This window comes from Streptomyces sp. NPDC047079, assembly GCF_040643755.1.
GTDB lineage: Bacteria > Actinomycetota > Actinomycetes > Streptomycetales > Streptomycetaceae > Streptomyces.
In genome coordinates this window covers 37,229-48,375 of record NZ_JBEYUZ010000031.1, presented here as the reverse complement: position 1 = coordinate 48,375, position 11,147 = coordinate 37,229, and the positions used below count along the sequence as shown (strand labels likewise).

Annotated in this window: 15 protein-coding genes, 1 tRNA gene and 2 pseudogenes; 2 read left to right on the top strand and 16 right to left on the bottom strand. The window is 68.9% G+C overall.

The features are described 5' to 3' along the window. The 13 genes and pseudogenes from ABZ823_RS27415 to ABZ823_RS27355 form a co-directional block, all read right to left on the bottom strand. Window positions 1-200 (bottom strand): annotated as a pseudogene (locus ABZ823_RS27415) (hypothetical protein); the annotation flags it as partial. Beyond that, entirely contained in the window at window positions 197-364 is a 168-nt protein-coding gene (locus ABZ823_RS27410; protein ID WP_361665525.1) for a hypothetical protein, read from the bottom strand. The gene ABZ823_RS27410 and the pseudogene ABZ823_RS27415, both read right to left, overlap by 4 nt. Before the next feature lie 15 nt (window positions 365-379). Next, entirely contained in the window at window positions 380-919 is a 540-nt protein-coding gene (locus ABZ823_RS27405; protein ID WP_361665524.1) for a single-stranded DNA-binding protein, read from the bottom strand. A gap of 72 nt (window positions 920-991) precedes the next feature. Continuing rightward, window positions 992-1,231, bottom strand: a complete 240-nt coding sequence (locus tag ABZ823_RS27400) for a hypothetical protein (RefSeq protein WP_361665523.1) — start codon at window positions 1,229-1,231, stop codon at window positions 992-994. Window positions 1,232-1,233: 2 nt separating this feature from the next. Then, window positions 1,234-1,449 carry a hypothetical protein gene (locus ABZ823_RS27395; RefSeq protein WP_361665522.1) on the bottom strand — a complete coding sequence of 72 codons (216 nt, stop codon included), beginning with the start codon at window positions 1,447-1,449 and terminating at the stop codon, window positions 1,234-1,236. A gap of 11 nt (window positions 1,450-1,460) precedes the next feature. Beyond that, window positions 1,461-4,142 carry a helix-turn-helix domain-containing protein gene (locus tag ABZ823_RS27390; RefSeq protein ID WP_361665521.1) on the bottom strand — a complete coding sequence of 894 codons (2,682 nt, stop codon included), beginning with the start codon at window positions 4,140-4,142 and terminating at the stop codon, window positions 1,461-1,463. Between the two features lie 78 nt (window positions 4,143-4,220). Beyond that, on the bottom strand, window positions 4,221-4,646 hold the full coding sequence (locus ABZ823_RS27385; protein ID WP_361665520.1) for a hypothetical protein: 426 nt from the start codon (window positions 4,644-4,646) through the stop codon (window positions 4,221-4,223). Further along, entirely contained in the window at window positions 4,643-4,849 is a 207-nt protein-coding gene (locus ABZ823_RS27380; protein ID WP_361665519.1) for a hypothetical protein, read from the bottom strand. The genes ABZ823_RS27385 and ABZ823_RS27380 overlap by 4 nt, the downstream gene beginning before the upstream one ends. After that, a complete protein-coding gene (locus tag ABZ823_RS27375) occupies window positions 4,846-4,992 on the bottom strand; it encodes a hypothetical protein (RefSeq protein ID WP_361665518.1) in 147 nt (48 codons plus the stop codon). Before ABZ823_RS27375 ends, ABZ823_RS27380 begins: the two co-directional genes overlap by 4 nt. Window positions 4,993-5,078: 86 nt before the next feature. Further along, complete coding sequence (locus ABZ823_RS27370) at window positions 5,079-5,309, bottom strand: hypothetical protein (protein WP_361665517.1); 231 nt, start codon at window positions 5,307-5,309, stop codon at window positions 5,079-5,081. Continuing rightward, window positions 5,306-5,740: a hypothetical protein gene (locus tag ABZ823_RS27365; protein WP_361665516.1), complete on the bottom strand. Its 435-nt coding sequence runs from the start codon at window positions 5,738-5,740 to the stop codon at window positions 5,306-5,308. The genes ABZ823_RS27370 and ABZ823_RS27365 overlap by 4 nt, the downstream gene beginning before the upstream one ends. A gap of 17 nt (window positions 5,741-5,757) precedes the next feature. Next, window positions 5,758-6,081 carry a DNA-binding protein gene (locus ABZ823_RS27360; protein ID WP_361665515.1) on the bottom strand — a complete coding sequence of 108 codons (324 nt, stop codon included), beginning with the start codon at window positions 6,079-6,081 and terminating at the stop codon, window positions 5,758-5,760. Further along, window positions 6,078-6,293: a helix-turn-helix domain-containing protein gene (locus tag ABZ823_RS27355; protein WP_361665514.1), complete on the bottom strand. Its 216-nt coding sequence runs from the start codon at window positions 6,291-6,293 to the stop codon at window positions 6,078-6,080. The genes ABZ823_RS27360 and ABZ823_RS27355 overlap by 4 nt, the downstream gene beginning before the upstream one ends. Before the next feature lie 115 nt (window positions 6,294-6,408). On the opposite strand from ABZ823_RS27355, the gene ABZ823_RS27350 reads away from it, so the two are divergent. Together ABZ823_RS27350 and ABZ823_RS27345 are read left to right on the top strand one after the other, a co-directional pair. Then, complete coding sequence (locus ABZ823_RS27350; RefSeq protein WP_361665513.1) at window positions 6,409-7,152, top strand: helix-turn-helix transcriptional regulator; 744 nt, start codon at window positions 6,409-6,411, stop codon at window positions 7,150-7,152. Between the two features lie 3 nt (window positions 7,153-7,155). Then, a complete protein-coding gene (locus ABZ823_RS27345) occupies window positions 7,156-8,739 on the top strand; it encodes a tyrosine-type recombinase/integrase (protein ID WP_361665512.1) in 1,584 nt (527 codons plus the stop codon). A gap of 64 nt (window positions 8,740-8,803) precedes the next feature. Here the strand turns inward: ABZ823_RS27345 and ABZ823_RS27340 are convergent. The 3 genes and pseudogenes from ABZ823_RS27340 to ABZ823_RS27330 form a co-directional block, all read right to left on the bottom strand. Next, window positions 8,804-8,876: transfer RNA gene (locus tag ABZ823_RS27340), tRNA-Lys, on the bottom strand. A 99-nt stretch (window positions 8,877-8,975) separates the two neighbouring features. After that, on the bottom strand, window positions 8,976-10,511 hold the full coding sequence (locus ABZ823_RS27335) for an amino acid permease (protein ID WP_361665511.1): 1,536 nt from the start codon (window positions 10,509-10,511) through the stop codon (window positions 8,976-8,978). A 344-nt stretch (window positions 10,512-10,855) separates the two neighbouring features. Then, window positions 10,856-11,147: pseudogene (locus tag ABZ823_RS27330) on the bottom strand (RNA helicase); the annotation flags it as partial.

The following is an 11,147-nucleotide window of genomic DNA, read 5'->3' as shown; positions in this document are numbered from 1 at the left end:
TCGTCGAGCGGGGACCGCGGGCCGGCCGCGCCGCGCGTCGCGACGATCTCGCCCCAGCCGGACCGGCGAGGCACCAGGCACTCGCCGACCTCGGCGTACAGGGCGGGCAGTTCGTCCAGCCGCTTGGCGAGCGCGACCGTGTGCCGCTCGCACAGGTACCGGCCGCCGGTCTCCTCGCCGCACAGTTCGCAGGCGGTCACGCCCCCGCCCTCTCCCGTGCGGCCCTCAGCTTGGCCTCGGCGGTGCGCAGGGCCTTGCGGTCGCGGCGGTCGTCGAGGATCGCGAAGACCATCTGCAGGAGCAGCATCACGTCCATGCCCGCGGCGAAGCCGAGGAGCAGCAGCTGCAGTTCGTGGTCGGTCATGTCGCACTCCCGGGCCTAGAACGGGGGTTCGTCGGAGTAGTCGGCGCCCTGCGCCGCGGGCTGCTGCTGGGAGGGCGGGTTGCCCCAGCCGCCGCCCTGCTGCTGGCCGTTGGCCGGGCGGGCGTTCGCCCACGGGTCAGGTGACCCATTTCCCTGGGCGGATGGGTCACCTGACGACCGGCCGCCGCCCGCCGGGTTCTTCGTGACCTTGGCCGTGGCCCGGGCAAGGCTCGCCCCGACCTCGTCGACGTCGAGCTCGTACACCGTGCGCTTCACCTGCTCCCGGTCCTCGTAGGACCGCTGCTTCAGGCGGCCCTGCACGATGACGCGCACGCCGCGCTGGAGGGACTCGGCGACGTTCTCGGCGGCTTGCCGCCACACCGAGCATGTCAGGAACAGGGACTCGCCGTCTTCCCAAGCGTTCGTCGTCTTGTTGAAGACGCGCGGGGTGGAGGCGACGCGGAACTTCGCGACGGCGACACCGGCCGGGGTGAAGCGGAGTTCGGGGTCATCGACCAGATTGCCGACGACGGTGATCACGGTCTCGCCTGCCATGGCGGACTCCTTCTGTGGTGTGCTGGGCGGGAGGCCGGCCCGGTTCCCGCGGGCCGGCCGTTTGCGTGCGGGTCAGTCGGCGTAGATCGCGCCGGTGAGGATGTCCTCCGCCATGGACGCGATGACGTCCCGGCGGGTGAGAGCGCCCTCCGCGGTGGGCGCGGGGTAGTCGGCGGGGAGGTCGCGTTCGACGGCGTCGACGACATCGGTGACCTTGAAGGTGATGCCGGTGTGGGCCGAGAGGCCGGCGACCTGTTCCACTGCCTTCTCGGTGCGGGTGATCAGGTCTGCGGCGAGAGTCTGCAGGTCCATGGTCAGTTCTCCTCTGTGGTGTCGTTTGCGGGGGTCGGCGTGACCCCCGCAGTTCCGTCCGTCGTGCGGGCGGAAGCCTGGTTGCGGAGCTTCTGCGCGTGGCGGGCGGCGAGGCCGCGCTGCCGGGCGGCGGCGAGCGCGGCGCGCCGGCGCTTGGCGTTCTCGGCACGGATCCGGGCGGCCTCGATCTTGGCCGCCACGATGTCGTCGACGTTCATGAGGCGCTCCCTCAGCTCGCTTCGGCCCAGTAGTCGTCGGGCTCTTCGAGCGGCACGTCCCACAGCCCCGCGTCTTCGGGCGCTGGTGGCGGCGCTGCCTGGTGCGTTGCTTGGCCCGAAGTGTGGGTCGCGCGCGTACCGGAGCGCTCTGACGAGCGCTTTCCAAGATCATCAACCCCTCTTTTTTGGGGGGTTGGGGTTTGGTAACCAACACTTCGTGCCAAGGGAGAGTCCTCAGAATCGCTCTCTTGTTCGGTTGCTGTTTGGGCGTCGAACACCGCGACCACGAGCGCCTTCTCCGCGCCCAACTGCCACGGGTTGGTCGACGGGAAGCCGGTCTCCTCGGTCTCCTCGTCCTGCTGGCTGCGCAGGCACGTGGTGAGGTCGAGGACCTCCATGTCCTCCAGCGCGCGCCGGGCCACGTGCCGGTTCAGGCCGGTACGGCGGCGCACCTCGGACACCGTCAGCGGCTCGCCCTGCGCCAGGTGCCGCAGGATCATCAACCGGGCTTGCGGCACGGTGTCGAGCGCGCACTTCCCGGCGAGCGCCAGGGCCTGGCCTCGGGGGACGCCGAGGGCGAGGAGGGACTTGGCGAGGGACACGATCTGCCCGGTGACGCGGGCGGGTTCCTCGATGACGGGGATGCCGTCGATCTCGCGCTTGCCGTATGCGTGGCGCGGGACGGCGGCGCGGCCGAGGCACGTGAGCATGGCCGCGTCTTCGAGCTGGTCGTACATCTCGTCGTCCAGCTCGACCTCGGCGACGACCCGGCGGGCGGCGCGCACGAGAGCGGATGCCCGGCGCCGGGCTTCGGCCTGCAGCTCGGCGAGGCCGTCGAGCTTCCGGCGCTTGCGGACGGTGGCTTTCTTGTGAGTGTTGTCCGTCTCGGGCAGGCGGCAGTACAGCCAGCGAGGGCCGAGTGCGTCGGTGTGCGACGAGAAGTTGTCGATGGCCGGGGTGACGGCGGCGAGCAGCGTGAGTCGGCCGGTCCATGTGAGCGGGCGGGGGGAGTTGCCGACCTCCCGGACTACGTGACCGTCGTAGGCGCGGCGCAGCAGCGCGAACAGGGTGTCGCGGCCGCCGCGGTCGGACGTGGCGAGGACCGTCGAGAAGTCGCTGATGCTGACGAACGCGCGGCTCGGGATGCGGGTGAGGATGCCGGCGGGCTTCGGGTTCTTGCCGGGCATCCACGACAGCAGTGCGGGCCCGGTGATGTCGTCGACGTGCTCGTCGGCGATCTCGTCGAGCGCCTTGACTGCCTCGCTCTTCCCGCCGGAGGGCGGGCCGACGAGCATTCCCCACAGCGGTTCACCGTCGAGGTCGGAGGACACGGCGACGGCCAGGGCGAAGATGACGTGCCCGTGGTCCGACAGGTGCACGTACTTCTGCAGCTGCTCGAGGAACTCGGCGAGCAGTGCGGCAGGGGAGCCAGCGGGCGGTGCCTCCGGCTCATCCTCGGCGGCCTCTTCCGGCTCGGGCTGCTCCGCCTGGTCGTCCTCGTCGCGGGCGGTGGCCTGGCGGACGTCGTCGAGGACGGCAGCAGGCAGGGCAAGCGCGGCAGCGGTTGCGCCGTCGCGGCCGTGCGCCGCGCGGATGATGTCCCGCGAAGCCTCGGACTCGTCGCCGCCGTGGTGGAGCGCGGCGAACAGCTGGCCGGGAGAGAGGACATGACCGATCGCGGACGCGGTGATGCCGGGGAAGTTGTCGCTGCGGATGGTGACCGCGGAACCGTCCTTGTGTACGGCGATGCCGTCACGGGAGCAGGTCTCGTCCCAGCCGGGGCGGTTCCAGCGCTGGCATCCGTTGCCGCAGTAGGAGCAGGTGCCCGGGTACTGCTCGGCGTAAGTGGCGCCGACGTGCATGAGGATCTCACCGCAGCATGCGTGGTCGCCGAGGACCTCCATGGGGCCACGCCCGTTGTGCGCACCGGGCTGCTTGAAGGTGCTCGCTCGCTTGCTGCCGCCGGCCGAGGCTTTGGGTGGGGTCCTCTTCTTCGGCTTCGGCTTGAGGTCCGCGGCCAGCTTCCGCATGTCGTCGAGGCTGTAGCGGATGCCGGTGTCCTCGACGACCTGACACAGGGTGGGCATGCGGCCGGGCTTGCGGTTGACGGTGCCGGGCAGGCGCAGCACCCGCGCCAGGTCCTTGACACCGGTCCCGTACCCGAAGCCCATCGTCTTCGCGCCGGAGAGGAGGATGTTCTGCCAGTCCCCGGGGAGCTCGGAGGCTTCGTCGAAGTCGATGTCCTCGCCGATGACGAGGGGCCGGTCGAACTCGTGCCAGACGTAGAGCCCTGCGCCGGAGTGTTCGACGCGGGTCGGCTCGGGGAGCTTCGCGAACCTCGGGATGTCGCGTGCCTCGTCGGCGTTGGCGGGCAGGCCGGTCGCCTTGTGGAGGTCGTTGCCGAAGTCGATGTCGGACCACATGCCGAACAGGGCGTGGGAGTCGCGGGCGCTGCCGCGGGTCCCGGCGGGGAAGCGGCTCGTGACGGTGGTGACGCGGACGTAGATGCCCTCGGCTCCGGCGCGGTCCTGGTCGAGGGCCCAGGTGACGGCGCGGTCCAGGTCGTCGGTCTGGATACCGGTCCAGTTGCCCTTGGCGCAGATCGACACGAGGCCCGGCGCCTCGAAGCGGGGGGCGAGCCAGGCCCGGATGATGTCCGGGTCTGCGGCCAGTGGCTCGGGGGTGGTGTTCACGAACGTTGTCTCTCGTTTCCCGTGGTGCCGATGGTGTTCGTGAGGGCGCGGCGCTACCTGGGGCAGCGCCGCGCTACGTCACCGGGTGGGCTGGAGCTTGGCCTTGTCGCGGGCCGCGTTGAGCTGCTGCATGCAGACGGTGTCGCCGCCGCGGTCGGGGTGAAGGACGGGGACGAGCGCCTTGTACGCCTTGTCGCCGAGTTCCTTGCCGAGCGCGCGGTACATGGAGTCCGCCCAGCTGTCCGTGTTGCGTTCGGCGCGCGGCGGCGGGCTGCTGTAGCGCCGTTCCGAACCGGCCTGATGTGTGGTCTGGACGGTGAAGCCGGCCATGCGCAGGCTCGACTCGAGGGAGTCGACGGCGTGCAGCTCGACGACCCAGCACTTGTCGTCCTTGTCCCACCGGCGCCAGGTGCGCGGCAGGTCCTTGATCAGGTCCTTCGCCTCGAAGGGGCTGTGGACCTTGGCGTCGAACCTGCCGACCTGGATGTGGACGGTGCCTTTCACCTGCGCTCTCCCTGCTGCGAGGCGCTCGCGGTGCAGCGGGCGCGGTGGACGGTTCGGATGTTGTCGACGAACGACTTCACCTCGTCCGCCCCGTACACAGGACCCTCGAGGCGGTGGGTGCAGCCCGGGCGGACGCACTCGTAGCGGGCGCGGACGTTGTCCATGTCGACGAACAGGGCGCCGAGGACGACGGCCGCGCTCACGCCGTCCTCCGTGCTGCGGGCTGATGGAAGGCCGCACGGATGCGGGCACGCTGGTCGTCGGTGAGGGGCGGCGCCTCGTCGACGATGCGACGGACGCGCTCCCAGTAGCCGGCGGGGCGGGCCGGAGGGCGCGGTGAAGACATGGAGTTCTCCAACTCCTTAGGCCCCGCGCCTGATGCCAAGGACAGCACGGATTCAGCGGAGTGTTCCCTCTGCTCCCTTCCGGCGCTCACGAGCGGGCTCCGATCACCTCGGCGACCGCGGGATCCTTCGGGCGCTCTTCGGCAAGCAAGGCGAACAGCGCGTCGATGGCGCGCCTGGGGTCGCCACTTACTGAGATGAGCGCGTTCAAGTGGTCGATGAACTTCTCCACGGCGGGGGAGGATTGGCCGATGGCCCGCATCTTGAGGCGGAATTCCTCCATCTCTGCGATGGCCTGCTGGGCGACCGTGGCGCTCATGACTGGACCTCGTCGAGGTTCGGGCCGGCGAAGACGGTGACCCGGAAGACGTCGGGGAAGAGGTGCGTGGGCAGGCCAAGGTGCGTGGTGATCAGGTAGCGGATGGCCGCGTCGCGGATGTCGTCGTGGAGGCTGGCCGGGGTGTAGATGGTGATGCGGCCGGAGGCGGTGACGGTGATGTAGCCGAAGAACCCCGGCTCGTTGATCTCGGTGCTGTCGAGGCGGCCGTTCACTCGGGTGAGCAGCTCGTCCATGGGGAGGTCGCAGACCTGCTCGGGGGTGAGGCCGGCGTGCTGCTCGTCGGGGGTCGCGGCGAGCGCCGCCATGACGCGGTCGACGTGCCGCTCAATACGCTCCGCTCTGGCGGAGTCACTATCGCGCTGGTCGGCCGGGGTCGACGGCGCCATTGCCGTCTCGGATACTGTGCTCATGAGCGTGTTCCGTTTCTCTACTTGCGCGTAGGTGCGGATTGCTCGACAGGAGAGGCCGGCTGGTACCCGGCCTCTTCGTCGTTTCCGGCGGACGATCCCGTCTGGTACACGGGACCGGCGCCGGTCTCCTGGGGCAGCAGCCCGAGGAAGCGGTGGAGGTCGACGGTCCGCGCGACGCGTCGGCGTCCGAGGCGGATGACCTCGATGGGCAGCCGGCCTTCGGCGGCCAACTGGTAGGTGGTGGACTCGGCGAGCCCCAGGGCCTTGCCGACGGTCGGCCACAGGGGGACGACGGCAGGCTGGTTGAGGACTTCGGCGATCGAGAGAGCCGCGGTACTCACGCGGATTCCTTGGTCGGTTGATCAGCCAGTGCCTTCTCGAACCGGTCGATCTCGTTCAGTGAGTACAGAACTCGGCGACCAACCTTGATGCCCTTAGGCCCGTACCCGATGTGCCGCCAGTAGCGGATGGTGCTGGGAGCCGTGCGGTACCTGGCGGCCACATCCTTCGTGGTCAGGTACCTGTTCGCCTCAGAAGTGAGCAGCTCTGACACCGCCCAACCCCCTCACGGTGTAGTGGTTGAACACCATGAGTATGTACCCGGTGGCGGTGTATCGCAACAACAACATCAGGATGTAGCGTGTTCTGCATGAAGGGTGTTGATTGCGTTGGACGCTGACGAGCTTGAAGAGGCAGGGCGCGTAGCCGAGGACGTGTTCGTGCTGCAGATGCGCCGCCGACGAGCCGCTCTCGGCTTGAGTCAGGCCGAGCTCGCGGATCGCGTCTCTAAGCTGGGCGGAAGTCTCTACCAACAGACGATCGCAAAGATCGAGTCAGGCAGCAGGGCGGTGAGGCTGCAGGAAGCAGACCTTATCGCCCAAGCTTTGGGCGCCACCGTTTCGGAAATGCTCACATCGTCCATCGGGGATCCAACGTCAAGCCCCGAAAAAATGGACATCGAGGAGCTGATCGCGCGGGTCAAGGCCGCCCAGAGGCGTCGCGAAGAGATGCGGAGGCGGCTGGATACTGCGCGCCAGGCTGAAGCTGCGGCCAGGGCAGAGGCGGCAGCAGCCCAGGAGCTGGCCACATATGCGGAGCTGGAGACCCGTCGGGCCATTACGCATGCAGAAGAGGTTGAGGAAGAAGTGCGCTACCTGACCCGAATTTCCCTGAGTCGACAATCGGAGCTCAACGCCAAGTTCGGCCCGCGTTGGCGCGAGAAGATCAGCTACCGCCCTCCGATCACGCTTGATCAGATCAAGCAAGGGCAGCAAGAATATCTAGATAATCTCCGAGAATTGGCGGAGTCGGCGAACATGAACTCCAAGGATCACCGTGCCCTCCTCGCGGAGATCGAAGCCCTGTCGGCAAGGCTCGAAGCTCAGCCCGAAGACCCTGAAAACAAGGAGTAGCTTGTGAAGGGCTCTACGTACCGGCGCTGCTACTGCCGCGACGAGAACGGCAGGGCACTGGGTAAGTCCTGCCCGCAGCTGTCGAGTCGACGGCATGGCGTCTGGGCGGTACGGCAGGAGCTTCCTCCACGGCAGGACGGCGGCCGACGCTCGTTCTCCCGCTCCGGCTACAGCAGCGCCAAGGACTCTCAGGACGCCCTGGACCAGGTACGCGCCCTACTCGCCATCCCCGACGGCGACGATACCGAGAACCAGATCCGCATAGGCGACCTACTCGAGGACGTCAGTAAGAACGCGAAGGCTCCCCTGCCTGATCTCGCCGAGACGCGGCGCCGCCTGCTGCGCGGGCAGAAGCTGACGGCAACGATGACCGTCGGCGACCTGCTCGACGAGTGGCTCGAGGTGAAGCGGAAGTCCCGCAAGAAGACCACCCTGAACGGCTACGAGTCCCACGTTCGGGTGCACCTGCGCCCCGCGCTCGCCCACTACCGGCTCGACCGGCTCGGCGTCGGCCACGTGCAGCAGATGTTCGACGCGATCGACGATGCCAACGAGGCGGTCGCCGCGGAGAACCAGGCCCGCCGCGAACAGGAAGAGCGCTGCCGCTGGGCCAAGGGCGGACGGCCGCCGGCCAAGGAGCGGGAGCGCCTGGCCAAGGAGCGCGAGCGCCTGGCGGAGATGCCGCCCTACCGGAGACTGACGGGCCCAGCAAGCAAGCAGGCGATCCGCCGCACGCTGCGCACGGCCCTGAACTTCGCCATCGCCCGCGAGTACATCACCTTCAACCCGGCCAGCCACGTGGAGCTGGCCGCGGCGAAGCGCCCGCCTGGGTTGCTGTGGACGGACGAGCGGGTCGCACGGTGGCAAGCCACCGGAGAGCGCCCTTCGAGCGTCATGGTCTGGACGCCGGAGCAGCTGGGCCAGTTCCTGGACGCGGCAGAGGGCGACCGCTTGTACGCCCTCTTCCACGTGATCGCCCATCACGGCCTGCGTCGGGGCGAGGCGGTGGGCCTGGACTGGGAGCACGTCTCGTTCGCGGGCAGGCAGCTGCTGGTGGCGAAGGAGATCACCGTGGACGGCTGGACGCCGATCGAGACGACGCCGAAGACCGACGGGTCCGCTGACGTCGTGAGCATCGACAGGGAGACGGTGGCCGTTCTGCAGGCCCACCGTGAGCGTCAGCTGGTGGAACGAGCCGAGCGCCTGGACGCGGGCCTGCCCTGGACTGACACGGGCAAGGTGTTCGCCGCGGAGGACGGATCGTGGCTACACCCGGAGACGGTGTCGGAGACGTTCCGGGCGATCGTCGCCGAGGAGGGGCTGCCCCCTATCAACCTTCGTGATCTACGTCACGGTGCGGCGGCACTGATCAAGGCGGCCGGCGGCGACCTGCATGACGCGAAGGTGAAGCTGCGTCACTCGACGATCACGTTGACCAGCGACACGTACATGACGCTTTTCCGGGAGTACGAGGACGAACTGACGGAGAAAGCGGCGGCGGTCGTACCGCGTGCCCGGAAAGCGTCCGACGGCACGGCCGCTCACGCATCGCTCACGCAGGAGCCCGAGGACGACGACGCCCCCTAACCGCTCTCAGTCGATTAGGGGGCGTTCGCCCAGCGTATCCGCCAGTTGGGATAACCAACTGAGGTAGGCCCTGTGGGACTCGAACCCACAACCAATGGATTAAAAGTCCACTGCTCTGCCAATTGAGCTAAGGGCCCGGGCATGGTTGCCTCCCCGAGCATAGCCGGACGAGGCCGTGTCGTAGATCAGGTATCGGGGAGCCGGGCCGGAAGTGCGCCGTGCGGGTGCCTGAAGGGTTACGGATCGACCGGTTCGGGGGCTCCCGTGCGGGCGGCCTCGCGGGCGAGGGTGCGCTCGTGGCCGGGGTTGAGGAACCAGTGACGGGCCGAGGCCAGCCACCAGGTCGCGGCGAAGCCGAGGACGACGAGGACGGCGACCGGGGCATAGTTGAAGCTCTCCCAGGTGACCGGGGAGACCTGCGGGAGCATGAAGAGGACCGTGATCGCCCCGACCCAGGCCACCGACACCACCCCGATGGCCTGTGACCAGCGGCCCAGGTGCCAGGGCCCGCGCTCGAAGGAGTCACCTCTGCGCACCCGCAGCAGGGTCGGGATGACGTAGGCGATGTAGAGGCCGATCACCGCGATCGACGTGACCGCGGCGTACGCCGCTACGTTGATCAGATACGGCAGCCCCAGGACCAGCGCGCCGATCGCGGCCAGCCATACCGCCGCCACGGGCGTGCGCGTGCGCGGGCTGACCGTGTGCCACACGTGGGAGAAGGGCAGCGCGCCGTCACGGGAAAAGGCGTAGATCATGCGGCTGTTGGCAGTCACCGACGCCATCCCGCAGAACAGCTGCGCGCCGATCACCACGAGCAGCAGCAGCTTGCCGGTGGTCGCGCCGAGGGCGTCCAGAAGGATCTGGGCGGGCGGCGCGCCGGTCGGGGACGTCAGCTCCTTGTCGTAGGACTGGATGGCGAACGTGAAGCCCAGGAGGAGGACGAAACCAGCTATCCAGGACGTCCAGATGGAGCGGACGATGCCCTTCGGACCGGCCGTGGACGCGTTGTGCGTCTCCTCCGTCATATGGGCGGAGGCGTCGTAACCGGTGAAGGTGTACTGGGCCATCAGAAGGCCCAGCAGGACGACGTAGACGCCGCTGCCCCAGCCCGTGTTGTTCACGAACCTCGTGAACACGAAGGACGCCGACTGATGGTGGTCCGGTACGAACGCCAGCGCGCCGACGATCACCGCGACCCCCAGCACGTGCCACCACACGCTGACGCTGTTGAGCAGGGCGACGATGCGGACGCCGAAGGTGTTCAGCAGGCCGTGCAGGACCAGGATCGCCGCGAAGAGCAGGACCGTGCGGCCGGGCGTGACCTCGAAGTCGAACTGGAGATTGAGGTACGCGCCCAGGAAGGACGCGGCGCCGAAGTCGATGCCCGCGGTCACCGCCACCTGGCCCAGTACGTTGAACCAGCCCGTGAACCAGGCCCAGGCCGCGGCCGAGCGCGGAGGCGCCAGCCGGTGGGCCCAGAAGTACAGGCCCGCGGACGTCGGGTACGCCGAGCAGATTTCGGCCATCGACAACCCGACGAGCAGCGTCATCAGCCCCACGGCCAGCCAGCCCCAGGTGATCACGGCGGGACCGCCGGTTTTCATCCCGAAGAGGTAGAGCGTCAGACAGCCGGAGAGGACGGAGATGATCGTGAAGGAGACCGCGTAGTTCGAAAACGCCGACATCCGGCGGGCGAGAACCTGGGTGTAGCCGAGCTGGGCCAGCCGCTCTTCGTCGGACGGCCCGTTCGGTCGTGCGTCGCTTGTCATGCCCCCAGCGTTTCCCTCGTCAGGGGCGTGACATGCCTCACACGGTAGGTGCTGCGGCCAAGAGTCGCCGTACGGACGTCCGGCCCGGCGGGGAACAGCTCAGAAGATCCCCCGGTGGCCCTGGCGACCACTCGCGATCTTCGTACGGGATCCGAGGCACCCCTTGCCGTCCCCGCCGGTGCGGTAGAAGCGCCTGTTCGCTCCGCTTACCCGTGGCTGTATTCCCGGAATGCTTTCCCGGAGTGCTTTCCCGGAGTGCGCCCGGACGACCGGTGCCGGACGCGGAAAGCGCCGCGCCCCCGCCCGGGATGGGGGCGGGGGCGCGGCGCAGAGGGTTGCCGGCGTCAGCCGTTGCGCTTCCAGCGCGGCTTGTCCTCACGGCGGCCGAAGGAGCCCGTGCCGCGGTGGTCGTCGCGACGGCCGTACGGGCGGTCGTGCGCGCCGGAGCGGAAGCCGGGGCGGTCGCCCTGGCGGTCCCGGTTGAACGGACGGTCGCTGCCACGGTGCCCACCGCGCTCGTCGCGCCGGTCGAGCGGACGGCGGTCGCCGTCGCGGCGGAAGCCGCCGCGGTCGTCACGACGCTCGAACGAACGACCGCCTCGGTCGTTGTCCCGGCGGTCACGGTCGAAGGGACGT

Excerpts from the sequence above, each read along its gene's own strand:
- ABZ823_RS27395 (WP_361665522.1), bottom strand. The coding sequence starts at position 1,449 with ATGAACGTCGACGACATCGTGGCGGCCAAGATCGAGGCCGCCCGGATC.
- ABZ823_RS27400 (WP_361665523.1), bottom strand. The coding sequence starts at position 1,231 with ATGGACCTGCAGACTCTCGCCGCAGACCTGATCACCCGCACCGAGAAG.
- ABZ823_RS27335 (WP_361665511.1), bottom strand. The coding sequence starts at position 10,511 with ATGACAAGCGACGCACGACCGAACGGGCCGTCCGACGAAGAGCGGCTG.
- ABZ823_RS27365 (WP_361665516.1), bottom strand. The coding sequence starts at position 5,740 with ATGAGCACAGTATCCGAGACGGCAATGGCGCCGTCGACCCCGGCCGAC.
- ABZ823_RS27370 (WP_361665517.1), bottom strand. The coding sequence starts at position 5,309 with ATGAGCGCCACGGTCGCCCAGCAGGCCATCGCAGAGATGGAGGAATTC.
- ABZ823_RS27405 (WP_361665524.1), bottom strand. The coding sequence starts at position 919 with ATGGCAGGCGAGACCGTGATCACCGTCGTCGGCAATCTGGTCGATGAC.
- ABZ823_RS27375 (WP_361665518.1), bottom strand. The coding sequence starts at position 4,992 with ATGTCTTCACCGCGCCCTCCGGCCCGCCCCGCCGGCTACTGGGAGCGC.
- ABZ823_RS27410 (WP_361665525.1), bottom strand. The coding sequence starts at position 364 with ATGACCGACCACGAACTGCAGCTGCTGCTCCTCGGCTTCGCCGCGGGC.